The 17228-nt window shown below is 71.1% G+C and carries 17 protein-coding genes; 6 read left to right on the forward strand and 11 right to left on the reverse strand.

Annotation, left to right across the window (positions count from 1 at the left end; genetic code table 11):
- Positions 1-21: 21 nt before the first annotated feature.
- From QRN27_RS09790 to mobA, 3 genes are read right to left on the reverse strand one after another with little or no spacing between them, the layout of a single operon-like run.
- Positions 22-1260, reverse strand: a complete 1239-nt coding sequence (locus tag QRN27_RS09790; RefSeq protein WP_285042081.1) for a molybdopterin molybdotransferase MoeA — start codon at positions 1258-1260, stop codon at positions 22-24.
- Positions 1257-1565, reverse strand: a complete 309-nt coding sequence (locus QRN27_RS09795; protein ID WP_285042082.1) for a DUF6457 domain-containing protein — start codon at positions 1563-1565, stop codon at positions 1257-1259. Before QRN27_RS09795 ends, QRN27_RS09790 begins: the two co-directional genes overlap by 4 nt.
- Positions 1555-2316, reverse strand: a complete 762-nt coding sequence (gene mobA / locus QRN27_RS09800; RefSeq protein WP_285042083.1) for a molybdenum cofactor guanylyltransferase — start codon at positions 2314-2316, stop codon at positions 1555-1557. Before mobA ends, QRN27_RS09795 begins: the two co-directional genes overlap by 11 nt.
- Positions 2317-2409: 93 nt before the next feature.
- Here mobA and fdhD point away from each other — a divergent pair, with 93 nt between their 5' ends.
- Both fdhD and QRN27_RS09810 read left to right on the forward strand, forming a co-directional pair.
- Positions 2410-3303 (forward strand): formate dehydrogenase accessory sulfurtransferase FdhD, encoded by an 894-nt coding sequence (fdhD, locus tag QRN27_RS09805; protein ID WP_285042084.1) that lies wholly within the window; start codon positions 2410-2412, stop codon positions 3301-3303.
- Entirely contained in the window at positions 3300-5603 is a 2304-nt protein-coding gene (locus tag QRN27_RS09810) for an FdhF/YdeP family oxidoreductase (RefSeq protein ID WP_285042085.1), read from the forward strand. Before fdhD ends, QRN27_RS09810 begins: the two co-directional genes overlap by 4 nt.
- A gap of 13 nt (positions 5604-5616) precedes the next feature.
- Here QRN27_RS09810 and QRN27_RS09815 read toward each other — a convergent pair whose 3' ends face one another.
- The 3 genes from QRN27_RS09815 to QRN27_RS09825 form a co-directional block, all read right to left on the reverse strand.
- Positions 5617-5877: a hypothetical protein gene (locus QRN27_RS09815; RefSeq protein ID WP_056009647.1), complete on the reverse strand. Its 261-nt coding sequence runs from the start codon at positions 5875-5877 to the stop codon at positions 5617-5619.
- 91 nt (positions 5878-5968) lie between these two features.
- On the reverse strand, positions 5969-6913 hold the full coding sequence (locus QRN27_RS09820) for an alpha/beta fold hydrolase (RefSeq protein WP_285042086.1): 945 nt from the start codon (positions 6911-6913) through the stop codon (positions 5969-5971).
- A 194-nt stretch (positions 6914-7107) separates the two neighbouring features.
- Positions 7108-8319: a hypothetical protein gene (locus QRN27_RS09825; RefSeq protein WP_285042087.1), complete on the reverse strand. Its 1212-nt coding sequence runs from the start codon at positions 8317-8319 to the stop codon at positions 7108-7110.
- 205 nt (positions 8320-8524) lie between these two features.
- Between QRN27_RS09825 and QRN27_RS09830 the strand changes: the two genes are divergently transcribed.
- Positions 8525-9418, forward strand: a complete 894-nt coding sequence (locus QRN27_RS09830; RefSeq protein WP_285042088.1) for a DUF808 domain-containing protein — start codon at positions 8525-8527, stop codon at positions 9416-9418.
- A 24-nt stretch (positions 9419-9442) separates the two neighbouring features.
- Here QRN27_RS09830 and QRN27_RS09835 read toward each other — a convergent pair whose 3' ends face one another.
- Together QRN27_RS09835 and QRN27_RS09840 are read right to left on the reverse strand one after the other, a co-directional pair.
- Entirely contained in the window at positions 9443-9937 is a 495-nt protein-coding gene (locus QRN27_RS09835; protein WP_285042089.1) for a GNAT family N-acetyltransferase, read from the reverse strand.
- 137 nt (positions 9938-10074) lie between these two features.
- Entirely contained in the window at positions 10075-10407 is a 333-nt protein-coding gene (locus QRN27_RS09840; protein WP_285035610.1) for a DUF4333 domain-containing protein, read from the reverse strand.
- 95 nt (positions 10408-10502) lie between these two features.
- Between QRN27_RS09840 and QRN27_RS09845 the strand changes: the two genes are divergently transcribed.
- Entirely contained in the window at positions 10503-11399 is an 897-nt protein-coding gene (locus QRN27_RS09845; RefSeq protein ID WP_285042090.1) for an alpha/beta hydrolase fold domain-containing protein, read from the forward strand.
- 40 nt (positions 11400-11439) lie between these two features.
- On the opposite strand, the gene QRN27_RS09850 is transcribed toward QRN27_RS09845, so the two are convergent.
- The gene (locus QRN27_RS09850) at positions 11440-11751 is read right to left on the reverse strand and encodes a metalloregulator ArsR/SmtB family transcription factor (RefSeq protein ID WP_056009664.1); all 312 of its coding nucleotides are present in this window, start codon (positions 11749-11751) and stop codon (positions 11440-11442) included.
- A gap of 65 nt (positions 11752-11816) precedes the next feature.
- Here QRN27_RS09850 and QRN27_RS09855 point away from each other — a divergent pair, with 65 nt between their 5' ends.
- Positions 11817-12707, forward strand: coding sequence for an NAD-dependent epimerase/dehydratase family protein (locus QRN27_RS09855; protein WP_285042091.1), 891 nt, complete (start codon positions 11817-11819; stop codon positions 12705-12707).
- Here QRN27_RS09855 and QRN27_RS09860 read toward each other — a convergent pair whose 3' ends face one another.
- Positions 12708-13766 (reverse strand): LacI family DNA-binding transcriptional regulator, encoded by a 1059-nt coding sequence (locus QRN27_RS09860; RefSeq protein ID WP_285042092.1) that lies wholly within the window; start codon positions 13764-13766, stop codon positions 12708-12710.
- A gap of 154 nt (positions 13767-13920) precedes the next feature.
- On the opposite strand from QRN27_RS09860, the gene QRN27_RS09865 reads away from it, so the two are divergent.
- The gene (locus QRN27_RS09865; protein WP_285042093.1) at positions 13921-16353 is read left to right on the forward strand and encodes a glycoside hydrolase family 2 TIM barrel-domain containing protein; all 2433 of its coding nucleotides are present in this window, start codon (positions 13921-13923) and stop codon (positions 16351-16353) included.
- Between the two features lie 13 nt (positions 16354-16366).
- Here the strand turns inward: QRN27_RS09865 and QRN27_RS09870 are convergent, their stop codons facing one another.
- A complete protein-coding gene (locus QRN27_RS09870; protein ID WP_285042094.1) occupies positions 16367-17128 on the reverse strand; it encodes an SDR family oxidoreductase in 762 nt (253 codons plus the stop codon).
- Positions 17129-17228 lie beyond the last annotated feature (100 nt).

Consider the following 17228-nt stretch of genomic DNA (forward strand, 5'->3'; position numbering starts at 1 on the left):
GATCCCCGGCCTGGCCCGCCGCTACCAGGGCAGCTCGAGGGACGGCACCACCGTGCCGGCCGCCGCGCCGGTGCCCGGGCAGACGAGCACGCCGTCGGCGTCGGCCAGGCCACGGAGCATGGCGGCTCCGTGCCACGGGGACGGCTCCGCGGTGACGACCGCCGTCTCGGGATCGAGCACCGCCCGGTACGGACGCAGCACCGTCTCCGAACGGGTCGGGTCGACGGTCGACGCGAGGACCGCCGGCCGGAGGGTAGGAAGCCCGAGCCCCTGCATGCCGGCGAGCAGCGGCTGCACCAGGGTGAGGACGCTGAGCAGCGCGGCGAGCGGGTTGCCCGGCAAGCCGACGACGAGCCGACCGTCCGGCAGCCGGGCGAGCAGGGCCGGACCGCCGGGGCGCACCTCGACACCGTCGACGAGGAACTCCGCTCCCGCATCACGCAGGAGGGCGCGGACGTGGTCGGCTCGAGAGCCGCCCGTCCCACCGGTGGTGACGATGACCTCGCCCGCCCGACGCGTGAGTGGCTCGGTGAGCGCGGTGGTGCCGAGCGCCTCGGCCGTCGCGGAGGCGTCGTCGCTCACCCGGACACTCGAGCTGACGACGCCGCCGAGCGACGCGATCACCCCCGGCAGCGATGGGCCGAAACTGTCGCGCACGAAACCCGCGCCGGGCACCCCGCTCGTCACGACCTCGTCGCCGGTGAGGACGAGTCGGACCTTGGGCCGCGGCACCACCGGCACCCGGTCGAAGCCGCCGCCGGCAGCGACCGCGAGGTGCACGGGGCCGAGCCGGGTGCCCTGGTCGAGCAGCGTCGCCCCCGCCGGTGACTCGGTCCCGGCGTCGCGGATGTGGCGCCCCGCTGCCGGTTCCCCGTGCGGAGCCTGCGGGGAGAGACCGAGTCGGAGGGCGTCGGCGGTCTCCTCCGCGACGCCGTGTTCCCGCTGCAGGACGGCGACGGCACCGGTCGGGATCAGCCCGCCGGTCAGGACCTCGACCGCGGTGCCGACCTCCAGGCCGACCGAGCGCGCCCGGTCGGCGGCGGCCCCACGGACCAGCTCCCAAGGCCCTGCGCCGGCGACGGCCCACCCGTCCATCGCCGAGGAGGCGTAGTGCGGGATCGCGATGGGCGACACGAGTGGCGCGGCGAGGACGTGACCGAGCGCGGTGGCGAGCTCGACGCTGTCGACCACCTCCGATCGCAGCTCGGCGCCTGCCGCGTGGGCGATGCGGCGGGCGTCCGACCACGACGACCTCGTCATGCCGTGCCGCCAGTGGCGGGAGTATCGGTGTCGGCGTCGTCGGACGCCGCGGCGGCCAGCCGTTCGACCGCCGCCGTCGCCGCCTGCGCGACGGTGGTCGGGTCTGCCCCGGCCGCGACGGCCTTCCCGACGGCGATGCCGACGAGGTAGGTGGTGAGCGGTGCGGCAGGACGACGGACCGCGTGGGCCGCGGTGCCGGCGAGTCCCAGGACGGCGTCGATGTCGACCGGGACGTCATCGAGGTCGAGCGCCGCGGCCACCCGGTCGCTCCACTCGGCGAGGACGGCGTGCAGGTCATCGGTCATGGGGACTCCTCGTGGTGCTGGACGTGGTGGTGGACGCGGGATCCGTCGGAGCCGGCGTCGTCGGCGTATCGCTCGCGACGACACCCAACGCGGCCGCGTCGGCCCAGGTGTCGACGTCGGCGGAGCCGCCCTCGGGGACGGCGACGCGCCGGAGCTCGAGGCCCGACAGGAGGTGACGCACGGCGACCCCGGTGAGGTCGCCGCTCGGCTGTGCGGCCTCCAGCTCGGCGACCCGACGGTCGAGGGCGTCGCTCCGGTAGACGCCGAGCAGCGGCTGGTCGCGGCCTCCCGCATCGACCGCGATCCAGCCGTCGACGCCGGGCTCCGGGTCGGCGGCGAGCGCCGCGGTCTCGAGGAGCACGGCGAGCGCCGGGGCCGCGCCCGGCATGTCGCAGGCGAGGATGGCGACGCCCCTCGACAAGATCGGGGACCGGAGGGGTGCGCTCGGGGACCGGAGGGGTGCGCTCGACGGTTCCTCCTCGCGGAGCGCGTGCAAGCCCGCGGCGATGGCGGCGGCGGGACCACCGAAGGCGGGGTGCTCGCGGACGAATCGGACGGGCTCGGTCGGCTCAGCGTCGGATCCGGTCGCCTCGGCATCGGGTCCGACGACCACGATCGCGCCGTCGGCGAGGCGCGCGGCCTCGATCGCGAGCTGGAGCAGCGTCCGTCCGTGGTGCAGCAGCGAGGCCTTCGCGACCCCGCCGAGACGGGACGACCGCCCTCCCGCGAGGATGATCGCGTCGACGGGCATGGCACCAGCCTAGGCCGCTCGTCAGCCTCACCGGCGGCTGCGGATCCGGTGAGGCACCTTGCCCTCGTCGGGAGGTGGTGATAGCCATGAGCCATGACTCGCATCACGGCGCGCAGACGCGTCACCCGGATCACCGTGGGACAGCCCGCACGCACTCGCGAGGACGTCCTCGCCGTCGAGGAGCCGTTGGAGATCCGCGTCGGTGGCCGTTCGCTCGCCATCACCATGCGGACGCCCGGTCACGACGTCGACCTCGCCATCGGGTTCCTCGTCTCGGAGGGTGTCGTCGCTCGGGGTGACGAGGTCAGGACCGCGCGGTACTGCGCTGGCGCGACCGACGAGGGCGTCAACACCTACAACGTGCTCGACATCGCCCTGGCTCCCGGCGTCCCCGCTCCCGATCCGAGCCTCGAGCGGAACTTCTTCACCACGAGTTCGTGCGGGCTCTGCGGGAAGGCGAGCATCGACGCCGTCCGGACGAGCTCGCGATACGACGTGGCCGACGACGCGTTCGTGCTCGACCCCGCCCTCCTCATCACCTTCCCCGACCGCCTCCGCGCCCAGCAGGCCGTGTTCGAGCGGACCGGCGGCCTCCACGCTGCGGGTCTGTTCGACGCGACGACCGGAGAGATGCTCGTGCTCCGGGAGGACGTCGGTCGGCACAACGCGGTCGACAAGGTGGTCGGCTGGGCGGCGAAGGAGGGCCTGCTCCCGCTGCGGTCCATGGTGCTCATGGTGTCCGGTCGGGCGAGCTTCGAGCTCACGCAGAAGGCCTCGATGGCCGGCATCCCGATGCTCGCCGCCGTCTCCGCGCCGTCGTCGCTCGCGGCCGAGTTGGCGACCGAACTCGGGATGACGCTCGTCGGGTTCCTCCGCGGCGACTCCATGGTCGTCTACAGCGGAGCACACCGACTGGCGTCGCCGGACCCGGCGGTCGTCCACGAGGTCGTCGAACACGGCGTGGTCGAGCACGGGGTCAGCGCGTGAGCGCCGAGCCGCCCGTCGAGGACGTCACCGACGCTGCGATCAAGGTCTCCCACCCGAAGCACGTGGCCGTCGGACTCCCCGGCATCCTGCACTCGATGGAGCCGGCGCTCCGCCAGCTCGGGCCGCTGCGGACCGCCGAGCTGCTGACGTCGATCAACCAGCGCGGCGGCTTCGACTGCATGAGCTGCGCCTGGCCCGACCCCGACGACCGCAAGAAGCTGGAGTTCTGCGAGAACGGGGCGAAGGCCGTGATCTGGGAGGCGACCCCGATCGTCATCCCGAGCGCGTTCTGGGCGGAGCACTCACTCACCGACCTCGCCGACAAATCGGAGTACTGGCTCGGCATGCAGGGCCGGCTCTCGGAACCCGTGTACAAGCCGGCGGGCTCCGACCACTACCGGCCGGTCAGCTGGGACGAGGCCTTCGCGCTCGTCGGTGAACAGCTGCGCGGGCAGGACTCCCCGGACCAGGCCGCGTTCTACACGAGCGGCCGGGCGTCCAACGAGGCGGCGTTCGCCTACCAACTGTTCGTGCGGGCGTTCGGCACCAACAACCTGCCGGACTGCTCGAACATGTGCCACGAGTCCACAGGCACGGCGCTCGGCGAGGTGATCGGCATCGGGAAGTCCACGATCGCCTACGCCGACTTCGAGCAGGCGGACCTCATCGTCGTCATGGGTCAGAACCCGGGCACGAACCACCCGCGCATGCTGACCGCCCTCGAGGACGCGAAGCGGGCCGGCGCGACCATCGTCTCCGTCAATCCGCTCCCCGAGGCCGCGCTCGAACGGTACAAGAACCCGCAGACGGTGCGGGGCATGGTGGGGCGGGGCACGGTCATCTCGGACCAGTTCCTGCAGATCCGGCTCGGTGGTGACATGGCGCTCCTGCAGGCCGTGTCGAAGCGTGTGCTGGCAGCCGAGGCCGCCGCGCCCGGAACCGTGCTCGACCACGACTTCCTCACCGAGCACTGCCTCGGACTCGAGGAGCTCACGGCGCACCTGGCCGAGCTCGACGAGGCGGAGGTGCTCGAGGCGACCGGGCTCACGAGTGAGCAGATCGACGAGTTCGCGCAGCGCTACATCGACTCGAACGCGACGATCGTCACCTGGGCCATGGGGCTGACGCAGCACAAGGCCGCCGTGAACGGGATCAAGGAGATCATCAACCTGCTCCTCCTCCGCGGCAATATCGGCAAGCCCGGTGCCGGCGCCTCGCCGATCCGCGGGCACAGCAACGTGCAGGGCGACCGGACCATGGGCATCTGGGAGCAGATGCCGGAGTCCTTCCTCGCCGCCATGGAGGAGGAGTTCGGCGTGCCGATGCCGCGAGCGCACGGGGTCGACGCCGTGAACGCGATCCGCGCCATGCAACGCGGCGAGATCCGCACCTGGGTGTCGCTCGGCGGCAACTTCGTCGCCGCGATCTCCGACACCGCCGCCGCCGAGGCGGCGATCCGCGGAACCGGGATGTCCGTGCAGATCTCGACGAAGCTCAACCGCTCGCACGTGGTCACGGGCGACGCGGCGATCATCCTGCCGACCCTCGGGCGGACCGAGATCGACCTGCAGGCGAGCGGCCCGCAAATGGTCAGCGTCGAGGACTCCGTCTGCGCCGTCCACGCCTCGCACGGACGGATCCCACCCGCAGCGCCCGGGCTGCTCTCCGAGGTCGCGATCATCACGCGACTCGCGCGGGCGACCCTCGGCGAGGACTCCGGGATCGCGTGGCAGGCCTTCGAGGACGACTACGACACCATCCGGGAGCACATCGGACGGGTCATCCCCGGGTGTGAGGACTACAACGAGCAGATCCGTCGTGAGGACGGGTTCGTGCTGCCGAACGGTCCCCGCGACTCGCGGACCTTCACGAACCCCGAGGGTCGTGCGCTCCTGACGGTGAACGAGCTGGAACCGCTCCGCTGCCCGCCGGGGCGTCTGCTCCTGCAGACGCTGCGCTCGCACGACCAGTTCAACACGACGATCTACAGCCTGAACGACCGCTACCGGGGGATCAAGCAGGGACGCAACGTCGTGTTCGTGAACCCGGACGACCTCGCTGAGCTCGGGCTGGAGGACGGCCAGACGATCGACGTCTTCAGCGAGTGGCCCGGGCAGCCGGACCGGGAACTCCTGGGCTTCCGCGCCGTCTCCTATCCGACGGCCAGAGGGTGCGCCGCGGCCTACTTCCCCGAGGCGAACGTCCTCGTCCCGCTCGACGCGACGGCCGACCGCAGCAACACCCCGGTCTCGAAAGCTATCGTGGTGCGGCTGCAGCCGGCCGGCGCTCGGCTGTCGTGACCGGCGGCGCGGGTCACTCGTAGGCGCGCAGGAGCTGCCAGCGGCCGCGGACCGCGTCGAGACGGATGTCGAAGACGAAGGTCCGGCCGTCGGTGGCGGTCGCCTGGAACCGCCATGCCGGCGTGGCTGCCGGCGGGTGGGTGAGGAAGGCGACGTTCGGCTCGAGCGGGGTCGGGGTGTCGGTCACGAGGTACCGTGCCCCCTCCCAGAACAACCGCTCCGGCACACCCGCAGGCGTCGTCCAGACCGCGATCTCGGTGCTCGTGATCAACATGAGTGGCCTCCCGTCATTCGAACATACGTTCGATAGACAGCGAGCCTAACCCGACATCCGACGACACGCCAGCCCGGATCCGCCCGGTCCCTCAGCCGGTCGGCGTGTCGCCGAGGAACCGCTTGATGTCGACACCCATCTGCGGCGACTCGGTGTGGTGCAGGTAGTGGCCGCCGTCGAGCAGGACGAGCTCGGACCGGTCGATCCCCGCGAGCTGGGCCTCGTGGAGGGACACCCAGTCGGCGAGTTCCGGGTCGTCGCCGACGACGAACATGAGGATCGGGAGGTCGGCCGGGAACGACTGCGACCGGGCGGCGCGGAAGTTGGCGGGGGTGTGCGCGATCTCGTCGAGCAGCGTCGGGTTCATGGCGTTGCGGTTCGCGAGGATCGCGAGTTGTCGCTTCGTCGCCGTGTCATAGGGCAGCCCTGCGGTCGGGTCGGGCGCGATCGCGGTGAGCACCCGAAGGATCCCGAGCGACTTCAGGGCCTCGAGGCCGTCGGTCGGCGTGGCCTCGTCCGCACCCGGTTGTGTGGGGACGCTCGTGTCGATGCCGATGAACGCGGTGACCTCGTCGCGGTACCGCTGGAGGTATTCAAGGGCGGTGATGCCGGCGATCGAGTGTCCGGCGAGCACGTAGCGGTCGATGCCGAGGCCGCGCAGGGCGGCGTGGACCTCGCCCGCGATGTTGGCCGAGGTGCGGGGGACGTCGGTCTGGTCGCTGAGGCCGTATCCGAAGGGTTCGACGACGACTACGCGGTACTGGTCGCGGAGCTCGGCGACGAGCGGCTGGAAGTCGAGACCGGGCGCGGCGGTGCCCTGACCGGGCAGGAGGACGATGGTCTCCGGCGCGTCGCCGCTGATGACGACGTTCATCCGCTTGCCGTCGACGTCGACCAGCTGACCGTACGGTTGCAGTTCCGCCGCCTCCGTGGCGCTGGCGACGGCGTTGACGATGCTCGTGGTGGCGAGGGTCGCTCCGATCAGCCCGGCGATCGTGGCGATCGTGATCAGTGGAACCTTCAGGAGCTTGCGCATCGTCACCCATCGTGTTGGAGCCGGCGGCGGGCGGTCGCACCGCGCCGATTCCATCCTCACGGGAGGCCGCCCGCCGCACATCCGTCGTGAGGCGAGGGTGCGCCGACGGGCCGTACGCAGATGTGCGCAGCTCGGCGCACCTGCAGAGAACCGGCTGGAAGCGAAGGCTTCCAGCCGGTTCATCATGCGTTCGCCTACTCGGCGGGTGGCGTCGGCCGCTCGGGCGGCGCCACCTCTTCCGGCGGAGCGGGCGGCTGCACCTGCTGCGGCGCCTGCTGCGGCGGAACGGTCGGCTGCTGCGCGGGAGCGGGCGGCTGCTGCGGGCTCGACGGCTGCCCTGGCGCCTGCGGCCCGGACGGCGGCGGACCCCACTGCTGCGGTGCGGCGTTCGGCGTCGGTCCCTGCTGACCAGGCGCTGATCCCTGCCACGCGGGTGCCGACCATTGCTGGCCGGGCTGCGGTGCGGGCTGCCCCTGCGGCTGGCCGTACTGCCCCTGGGACGGCGCAGCCTGGTAGCCCTGGCCCTGCTGACCCTGACCCTGACCGTGGCTCGGCTGCCCCTGGTAGGGCTGACCGGGATACGGCTGACCCTGGTACCCCTGCTGCGGCTGACCCTGGTAGCCCTGACCCTGGTAGCCCTGCTGCGGCTGGTTCTGGTAGCCCTGCGGCTGACCCTGGTAGGGCGGCTGGTGCTGCCCGGGGTGACCCTGGATCGGGTACGCGGGCGCGCTCTGGTATACCTCGGGACGGTAGGGCTGTTGCCCGTAGTTCACCGGTACGCCCTCGGGCTTCGGGGAGAACGCGCGGACGATCACCGGGATCACGGCGGAGATCGCCGCAGCGAGCGTCGTGGCCGCAGCGATGCGCCACCACCAGTCCGCCCAGGTGCCCTCGGGGAACGCCATCGGCAGTACGAGCACCAGGACCGTCGCGATGATGAGCACGATCGTCACGATGGCCGTGGCCCTGACCACGGTGGACCTGGCGCGGGTGATGAAGTGGAGGAAGTACACCTGGATGATGATGAGCGCCAGCCGGGTGATGATGACGATGCCGAAGAACAGCATCATCTGGCCGGACCAGACGAAGCCGTCGTCGGTGTTCGGTGGCTGGAGCCACCCGTTCCACAGCTTCAGGAGGCCGATGGTGACGAGGAAGATGTTCACCAGGGTGGACGCCGCGAGATACCACTTGTTGGGCCCGTGTCCGGCTGCCGCGTCGAGGGAGACGGCACCCACGAAGGCCGCGAGCAACAGCAGCGTGAGCCAGACGCGTCCGGCGATGTCGGCCTGATCGCCGACGATGATGAAGTACCCGCCGATGATCGCCGCCGCGACGAGCGTTCCGATCGTCAAGGTCAGCGCGAGCACGGCCGACCGTGAGCGGCGCGGTGTGGTCTCGACCATTCGAAATCCCCTATCTGTCGTGAGTGCCAACAGTACCGGGGTGGTATCCGAGCGGAAGGGAGCAGCCCCTACCCGATGGACGACGCCCGCGCCAGCGTGCCTGTGATGCGCACTCGACCGCCTGCGACGCCGCGGATCCGCACTACTCTGGACTCCGTCCCCGCCGAGCCCGCGGTGGCGCGACACCCGAGTCAAGGAGAAGCACATGTCGGTCGGCCTGCTCGCCGTTGTCGATGACATCCTCAGCGCCGCTCTGAAGGCGAGCGCGAAGACCGCGGGTGTCGTCATCGATGATGCCGCCGTCACCCCGCAGTACGTGCAGGGGCTCACGCCGGCGCGGGAACTGCCGGTCGTCTGGCGCATCGCCCGCGGCAGCCTGATCAATAAGTTCGTCATCATCATCCCGATCGCCCTGCTGCTCACCGCCTTCGCACCCTGGGTCCTGCCGTTCCTCCTCATCATCGGCGGCACCTACCTCTGCTTCGAGGGCGCCGAGAAGGTCATGGAGTGGTTCGGCGTGCACCACGAAGCAGCGGAGGAGGACGTCCGCGACGAGAAGAAGCTCGTCTCCGGCGCCGTCCGCACGGACCTCATCCTCAGCACCGAGATCATGCTCATCTCGCTGGCCAGCCTCGACGCCGACCTCGGCATCTGGATGACCCTGGGCGCACTCCTCGTCATCGGCCTCGTCATGACGGCCGTCGTCTACGGCGCGGTCGCGCTCCTCGTGAAGATCGACGACATCGGACTCCGGCTCATGAAGAACCCCTCGCGTGGCGTCCGGCGCACCGGCGCGCGCATCGTCGCTTCGATGCCCGCCGTCTTCCGCGTGATCAGCATCGTCGGCACGGTCGCGATGCTGTGGGTCGGAGGCCACCTCGTCGTCGCGAACCTCGCCGAGACGATCTGGCACGGCCCGTTGGACCTCTTCCACGTCGTCACGCACGCCATCGAAGCGGCCGGACCCGTCGTCGTCTGGATCGCCGACACCGCGATGTCGGCCGTGTTCGGACTCGTGCTCGGCCTGATCGTGGTCGGGATCGTCCTCGGCATCTCGCGCCTGCGCTCCGGCAAGCAGCCGGCGACCACCTCGCACTGACGACGGCGGCCGGGCGACCGGACGCTAGTGCAGCTGCCGCGCGTAGCAGAGCGACATCGGGATGACCTCGTACGGCGAGTAGATGGGGATCGACTCGTAGCCGAGCCACTCGTACAGGCGGACGGCCTCCGGCTGCCGGTCGCCGGTCTGCAGGATGAGTCGCTCGGCGCCCTCTGCCCGCGCGGCATCCTCGACGGCCGCGATGAGCAGGCGCGAGACACCCCGGCCACGGTGGCCGGGCAGGGTGACGACACGCTTCAGCTCCCACTCCTCGCCGAGCCGTCGCAGTGCGGCATGGCCGACCGGCTCGCCGTCGACGAGCGCGAGGAAGGTCACCCGGATGTCCGCAGGATCCACGGTGAACGCCGCCTGCGCCCGCTGGGCCGCCTCGGAATCCCAGTCCTCCCAGGCGGAGGCGTACCGCGCACCCATCTCCTCGTCCATCGCGGCTCGCAGGCGTACCGCCCGTTCGTCGTCCCAGGAGACGGACTCGATGCTGGCTGGGGTCACGACGGTCATGCGCTTCTTCCGGGGCGGGCTGCGACGGCGTGATCGAGCGACCGACGCCGTCTGCCAGTCTCCCACGCAGCACGGGGCCCGAGCGCGTCAGGAGGGCACCGATGCGACCCGCGCAAGCCCGGCGACCGACCGCGTGATCAGTTCGCGGTGTCGGCCACCTGCACGGCCACGTGGTACTTCGTGCCCTCGACGTCGCTGATCGTGACGACGGCGTCGTACTCGGAGCCCGAGGACGGGTCGGTGAGCGTGCAGTCGACGGTGGTCTCGTCGATGAGCTTGACGCGCTCGTCCCCGCAGTCGAGGTCGGGCCTCGTGCCGACCTGCTCCTCGAGGGCGCCGGCCGCGGCGTCCGCGATGTCCGAGGCGGGGACGGTGAGACCGGCGCTGGCGCTGAAGCTGCAACCGGTGAGCAGGAGCCCCACCGGCAGCAGGGCGACGGCGACGGACGGGAGGAGGCGGTGACGGGTCATGCCGCCAGTCTGTCCGCTCTCCGGCACGTGGGCGATGGGGAGTCCTCCCCAGCGGGCGCTGCTACCGTGGCGGCACCGTCCAGAGAAGAGGCACCGTGCTGATCGTCCCCAACGCCCTCGTCGGCCCGGCGCTCCGCCTCATCCGCGCGAACCGCGCCTTCGTGAGCGAAGCGGGTGCCCGGCGCCGGATCCGGGAACGGGCGCTTCGCCCAGTGCCCTACGGACCGCCGGCCACGCTGCGGCCGGACGTCCGGGTCGACGTCGAGCGGTTCGGCGACTGGCCGGTGTACACGGTCAGCCCGACGAAGCGTGCCGCAACCGGCGGGGTCGTGTACGCGCACGGCGGCGGGTGGGTCGGCGAGATCGCACCCCAGCACTGGGTGCTCGCGGCCACCATCGCGGCAGAGACCGGCGCGACCGTCACCCTGCCGATCTACCCCCTCGTTCCCTATGGCACCGCGGCGGAGGCCCGGATGGGCATGGTCGAGCTGGTCCGACGCAGCCTGGACCGACACGGACCGACCGTCCTGGCAGGAGACTCCGCCGGTGGCCAGATCGCCCTCTCCGCGGCGCTCCGCCTGCGCGACGACGGCATCGTCCTCCCCATGACCACCCTCCTCTCCCCCGCGCTCGACCTCACCTGGAGCAACCCGCGGATCCCACTCGTGCAGCCGAGCGACCCGTGGCTCGCGACGCCAGGCGGGCGGGTGTTCGCGGAACACTGGCGCGGCGATCTCGATCTCCGCGACCCGGCGGTCAGTCCGCTCGTCGGCGAGCTCGCCGGGCTCGGACCGATCACCCTGCTGAGCGGCACACGCGACGTCCTCAACCCCGACGCCGAGCTGCTCGTCGAGCGTGCACGGGCGGCCGGGGTGCCCCTCGACTTCCATGAGGGCGTCGGCCAGTTCCACGTGTGGGCGCTGCTCCCGACCCGCTCGGGGAAGGCGGCGACGCAGACGATCGTGCGGAGCATCGCCCGCGGGCTGCGCTGACCCAGCCGCTGACCCGGCCGGGAGTCGAGCGGTCGCGCTGCTAGGCGGTGCGGCGCTTGCGGACCTCGCGGAGCACCATCTGCTCCGGGCACACCGTCGACAGGAAGTCACCGACGGACAGCGCGAGGCGTTCGCCGACGAGCGAGTAGAGGATCCGGTTGGCGTCGCGACGCTCGGAAACGAGCCCGGCCTGCCGCAGCACACTGAGATGGCGCGAGATGGTCGGCCCCGTGGCGTCGAACCGCGACGCGATCTCGCCGGCGGCAAGCTCGCCGTCCTTGAGGTCCTGGAGGATCTGTCGTCGCGTCGGGTGCGCGAGTGCGGCGAAGATGTCCGACGCTGTATCTGCCATGGTTGCAATCTAGCACAATTGCGATATACGGTTTAGCTCTGTTGCTAACAAGCGAAGGAGTCATCATGCGCATCGCCATCACCGGCGGCACCGGGTTCGTCGGCCGGCACCTCGCCGAACGCCTGCAGGGAGACGGCCACGAGACGGTGATCGTGTCGCGGCGCACCGGGGTCGACATCGACGACGCCGAGGCACTCGCGACGGCGTTCGCGGGCTGCGACGCCGTCGCGCACTGCGCCGGGATCAACCGGGAGATCGGCGAGCAGACCTTCGAGCGTGTGCACGTGCGCGGCACCCGGGCCGTCGTGGATGCGGCCCGCCGAGCCGGCGTCGGTCACCTCGTCCTCGTGAGCTTCCTCCGCGCCCGGCCCGATTGCGGCTCGGGCTACCACGAGACGAAATGGGCGGCCGAAGAGCTCGTCCGCGACTCGGGCATCCCGCACACGGTCCTGAAGTTCGGGATGATCTACGGGGCCGGCGACCACATGATCGACCACGTGACGAAGGCCGTCCGCACCTTCCCCGTGTTCGCGACCGTCGGCTACCGCGAACGCCTCGTGCGTCCGGTGCCGGTCGCCGATGCGGTCGACGTCCTCGTCGCTGCCCTGGAGGGCCGGGTCACCGAGCCGACGGTCGCGGTGATGGGCGCCGAGACACTGCCGCTGGGGACGGCCGTCCGGCGGATCGCTCGCGTCGCCGGCCGACGACCGCTGTACGTCCCGGTGCCGGTCTGGACGATCCGGTTGCTCGCGCGCCTGACCGAGCGGCTCATGGTGACGCCGCTCGTCGCGAAGGCTCAGGCGCAGATGCTCGCCGAGGGCGTCGACGCCGCAGCGCCGCCGACACCAGAACTGCCCGAGGCACTGCGACCCCAGCGCCGGTTCGACGAGGCACGCATCCGCGCGGCGCTCCCCGAAGGACGGTTCACGCTCGCCGACCTGCGACGGTTCGCCTGATCAGCCGTCGGGGTGCCGACGGGGACCGGTCGACTCACGCTCGATGAGCGTCGTCGCGAGCTCCAGGTGGTGGGAGAACGGCCGCTCCCCCGCCTGCAGCCGGAGCAGGGTGTCGACGGCCGCGCGGCCGATGTCGTGCATCGAGGTGTGCACCGTGGTCAGGCGCGGAACCGTGAGCATGGCCGAGTACGTGTCGTCGTAGCCGACGACGCTGACGTCCTCCGGCACGCGGAGTCCCGCCTGGAGCAGGGTGCGGATGACGGCGAAGGCGTCGGCGTCGTTGGTCGCGAAGACGGCCGTGGGCGGGTCCTCGAGTGCGAGCATGCGCTCGACGGCGGGTGCCGAGGTGCCCATCCCCTCCTCCGACACGAGCTCGGGGTCGAGCGGGATGCCGGCTGAGCGGAGCGCCTCGCGGTAGCCGACCGCCCGCGCACGCAGCCCGGGATTCGCCGGGTGGCCACCCACGAAGGCGATCCGCCGATGGCCGAGGCCGATGAGGTGTTCGACGGCCTGCTGCCCGCCGACCGCGTGACTGGAGCCGATGCTCGCCACCGATCGGGCGAGCGGATCCGGCGAATCGACCGCGACGAGCGCGACGCCGGCATCGAGGCAGGCGTCCACCACGTCGGCGTCGATCGGTGTCGTCACGACGATCATGCCGAGCGCGCCCCTCGCGGCGACCCGCTCGACGAAGGCACGGTCGAGCGTCACCTCGTCACCGGTTGCGTCGTCGGCCCCGAATCCGGAAGCGGGCGACAGCACCCGGGTGACGAGGTCGACGTCGAGGCGCTGCGCGGCGGCGACCATGCCGTCGAGCACCCGCAGGGAGTACACGCTGTGCAGGGTGTCGAACACGACGTGGATCTGACGTGGGCCTCCGCCACCCGAGCGCGCGGCCGGGCGGTACCCCAGCTCACGGACGGCCGCCTCCACGCGCGCCCGCGTCGCCTCCGACATGCCCTGGCGGCCGTTGACGACCTTGGAGACGGTCGCAACGGAGACGCCGGCGTGTTCCGCGATCGACGCCAGGGTCGGGCCGGTCATCGGCGTGCGTGCCATGCGGCTCCTCCAGGATCAGGGTCACGGATCGACCCAGCGTAGCGAAACTGTTTCGCGCTCGGTGCGTTGACCTGAGCCAGGCCGCTCGCATAGCTTGAGCGAACCGTCGACCACCGACGAAAGACTTTCGCATCGAATCGCACTGGAGCGCGCCATGACCATCACCTCGTTCACCGACGGCTGGATCGTCCGAGCCCCACGAGGGCCCTTCGCGGCCGTCCAGGGCGGAGCCGACGACTCGGTTCCCGTGACGCTCCCGCACGACGCACTCCGCGACGCCGACCGCTCCGCCGACGCTCCGGCGAAGGGTGGGGCCGCGTACTTCCCGGCGGGGGCCTTCAGCTACGTGAAGGCCTTCGAGGCCCCAGCCGCGTGGGCGGGGCGGATCGTCCGCCTCGAGGTCCAGGGCGCCTTCCGCCACGCGATGGTGTACCTCAACGACGAATTCGCGGGCAACCGATCCGACGGCTTCGCCCGGTTCTTCGTGGACCTCACGCCGCACCTCCGAGCCGGTGCGACGAACACCCTGCGCATCGAGGTGCGCGCAGGCCAAGACTCGCGGTGGTACGCCGGCGCCGGCCTCCATCGGCCGGTCCTGCTGCACGTGGACGAGCCGACGCACATCGTTCCCGACGGCGTCCGCATCACGACGGTCCGCATCGAGGACGACCAGGCCGTATTGGAGGTCGTTACGACCGTCACCAACCGCGGCCTCACGACGAGCTCCCGGGTCCTCACCACCGAACTCACCTCGCCCGAGGGTGTCGTCGTCGAACAGGACCGCACACCCGTCACGGTCGCGCCGGCAGGCACGGCAACCATCCGGCAGCACCTCTACGTCCAGGATCCGGCGCTCTGGAGCGTCGAGTCCCCGTCGCTGTACACCGCGCAGACCACGCTGGTACCCACCGACGGCGAGTCGGACGCCGGCCAGACCGTGCACACCGTCCACGGCATCCGCACGGTCACCGTCGACCCGCGGAAGGGACTCCGGATCAACGGCGAACCCGTGCTGCTGCGGGGCGCCTGCATCCACAGCGACAACGGCCCGCTCGGAGCCGCTTCGATCGCCCGGGCCGAGGAGCGTCGCATCCAGCTTCTCAAGGACGCCGGGTTCAACGCCATCCGGGCCGCCCACAACCCCGCCTCGCCGGCCATGCTCGACGCCTGCGACCGAATCGGGATGCTCGTGATGGACGAGGCGTTCGACCAGTGGCACCGCGGCAAGACCACCTTCGACCCGTCCCTCGACTTCGAGCAGTGGTGGCGGTCCGACCTCGAGTCGATGGTGGCCAAGGACGCCAACCACCCGAGCGTCATCATGTACTCGATCGGCAACGAGATCGTCGAGGTCGGCACCCCGCACGGCGCGATCCTGGCCCGCGAACTCGCCGAGCACGTACGCGCACTCGACCCGACGCGACCCGTCACGAACGGCGTGAACGCGACGCTGTCGGTGCTCGACGAACTCGACGAGATCATGGCGTCGGACCAGGGGCTCAACGAGTTGATGGGCGAGGCGGGCGCGAACATGATGAGTCTCATCGGCTCCTCCGACGCCGTCACGACCCGCACCGAGGAGTCCAGCGCGGCGCTCGACGTGCTCGGCCTCAACTACGCGGACGGCCGCTACGCGAGCGACGCCGAACGCTTCCCCCACCGGGTGATCGTGGGTTCTGAGACCTTCCCGACGCAGATCGGTGAGCTCTGGCCACTCGTCGAGGCCAACCCGAACGTCATCGGCGACTTCACCTGGACGGGCTGGGACTACCTCGGCGAGGTCGGCATCGGAGCGACGTCCTACGCCGAGGACCCCGAGGCGAACGGGGCACTTGAACGCGAGTTCCCGTACCTCACCGCCTGGTGCGGCGACCTCGACCTCACGGGCTGGCGGCGACCCGCGTCGTACTACCGGGAGATCGTCTTCGGCCTGCGCACGGAACCGGCGATCGCAGTGCTGCGCCCCGAGCGCCACGGCCAGACGGTGACGATGCAGTCGCCGTGGGCGTGGAGCGACTCGGTCGACTCATGGACGTGGCCAGGCTTCGAGGGAGCGCCGGTCACCGTCGAGGTCGCGGCCGACGCCGACGAGGTCGCACTGCTCCTCGACGGGACGGAGGTCGCGCGCGGGCCGGTGGGCGGACGGCGACCGATGCTCGCCTCGTTCGAGACCGTCTACCACCCGGGCACGCTCGCGGCCGTCGCCTACCGGGCGGGAGCGGAGGTCGGCCGCACCTCACTCGTCTCCGCCACCGGCCCGACCATGCTGACGGCCACCGCCGACCGCACGGTCATCCGCGCCGACGACACCGACCTCTCCTTCGTCGCGATCGAGCTGCGCGACGCAGCCGGGGTGCTCGTCACGGGAGCCGACCGGGAGGTCTCGGTCGTCGTCTCCGGCGCCGGAGTCCTCGCCGGGTTCGGCACCGGCACGCCGAGCACGACCGAGCGGTTCGACGCCACCACCCGCACCACCTTCGACGGGCGGGCGCTCGCGATCATCCGCCCCACCGGCCTCGGTGTCGTGACGGTGACCGTCTCCTCAGCGGACATGACGGAGGTCGTCGTCGAGATCGAGGCGCGGTAGGGCTCGGTCCGAGTCAGTTCCCGTGCGGGTCGAGCTGGTTGACCGTCGCGACGGTCTGCGCGTAGTCGCCTCGCGCCTCGGCGAACCGGAGGAACTTGACGTTCTCCACCAGGATCTCGGTCGCGTCGGGCTGGGCCTCGATGAGTTCCATGACCTCGTCGACGTAGGCGTCGAGCGGCATCGCGAAGTCGCTCGTCTCCTGCCCCGGCATGAGCGAGGTGCGGACGGCTGGCGGGACGAGTTCGACGACGTGCACGGTCGTGGAGGCGAGCTGCAGTCGGATGGACTCGCTCAGCATGTGGATCGCGGCCTTGCTCGCGTTGTACGTCGGGGTGACGCGCAATGGCGTGAACGCGAGGCCCGAGGAGACGGTCATGATGGTGGCGTCCGGCCGGCTGCGGAGGTGCTCGATGAACGCACCGATCAGCCGGATGGGGCCGAGGACGTTCGTCGTGATGATCTCCTCCGCGGTCGCGACGAAGTCCGGAGCCGTCCAGTCCTCACCGCGCATGACGCCCGCCATGGTGATGAGGACGTTGAGCTCGGGGTGTTCGGCGATGACCTGGGCCGCCGCCGCCTCGATGCTCGCCGGGTCGGCGGTGTCGATGCGCACGGTGTGGAGTCCGGGCTCGTCGGCGTCGATCGATTCGAGGAGTTCCGTGCGGCGCCCGCCGACGATCACGGTGTTGCCGGCCGAGTGGAGGCGCCGTGCGAGAGCGAGGCCGATGCCGCTCGTCGCGCCGGGGATGAAGACGGTGTTTCCGGTGATCTGCATGGGTCGAGTCTGCGGCCGTCCGACTCGCCACACCAGGGTTCGCCGATCCAGGGATCCGCGGTCCCTGGATCGGCGAACCTCGGGGGCGGATACTGGCGGG

This window comes from Plantibacter sp. LMC-P-059a (assembly GCF_030209505.1).
GTDB lineage: Bacteria > Actinomycetota > Actinomycetes > Actinomycetales > Microbacteriaceae > Plantibacter.

Coding starts and splice junctions, on each gene's coding strand:
- QRN27_RS09865 (WP_285042093.1), top strand. CDS start 13,921: ATGACCATCACCTCGTTCACCGACGGCTGGATCGTCCGAGCCCCACGA.
- QRN27_RS09870 (WP_285042094.1), bottom strand. CDS start 17,128: ATGCAGATCACCGGAAACACCGTCTTCATCCCCGGCGCGACGAGCGGC.
- QRN27_RS09850 (WP_056009664.1), bottom strand. CDS start 11,751: ATGGCAGATACAGCGTCGGACATCTTCGCCGCACTCGCGCACCCGACG.
- QRN27_RS09815 (WP_056009647.1), bottom strand. CDS start 5,877: ATGTTGATCACGAGCACCGAGATCGCGGTCTGGACGACGCCTGCGGGT.
- QRN27_RS09825 (WP_285042087.1), bottom strand. CDS start 8,319: ATGGTCGAGACCACACCGCGCCGCTCACGGTCGGCCGTGCTCGCGCTG.
- QRN27_RS09860 (WP_285042092.1), bottom strand. CDS start 13,766: ATGGCACGCACGCCGATGACCGGCCCGACCCTGGCGTCGATCGCGGAA.
- fdhD (WP_285042084.1), top strand. CDS start 2,410: ATGACTCGCATCACGGCGCGCAGACGCGTCACCCGGATCACCGTGGGA.
- QRN27_RS09855 (WP_285042091.1), top strand. CDS start 11,817: ATGCGCATCGCCATCACCGGCGGCACCGGGTTCGTCGGCCGGCACCTC.
- mobA (WP_285042083.1), bottom strand. CDS start 2,316: ATGCCCGTCGACGCGATCATCCTCGCGGGAGGGCGGTCGTCCCGTCTC.
- QRN27_RS09840 (WP_285035610.1), bottom strand. CDS start 10,407: ATGACCCGTCACCGCCTCCTCCCGTCCGTCGCCGTCGCCCTGCTGCCG.
- QRN27_RS09820 (WP_285042086.1), bottom strand. CDS start 6,913: ATGCGCAAGCTCCTGAAGGTTCCACTGATCACGATCGCCACGATCGCC.
- QRN27_RS09835 (WP_285042089.1), bottom strand. CDS start 9,937: ATGACCGTCGTGACCCCAGCCAGCATCGAGTCCGTCTCCTGGGACGAC.
- QRN27_RS09790 (WP_285042081.1), bottom strand. CDS start 1,260: ATGACGAGGTCGTCGTGGTCGGACGCCCGCCGCATCGCCCACGCGGCA.
- QRN27_RS09830 (WP_285042088.1), top strand. CDS start 8,525: ATGTCGGTCGGCCTGCTCGCCGTTGTCGATGACATCCTCAGCGCCGCT.
- QRN27_RS09795 (WP_285042082.1), bottom strand. CDS start 1,565: ATGACCGATGACCTGCACGCCGTCCTCGCCGAGTGGAGCGACCGGGTG.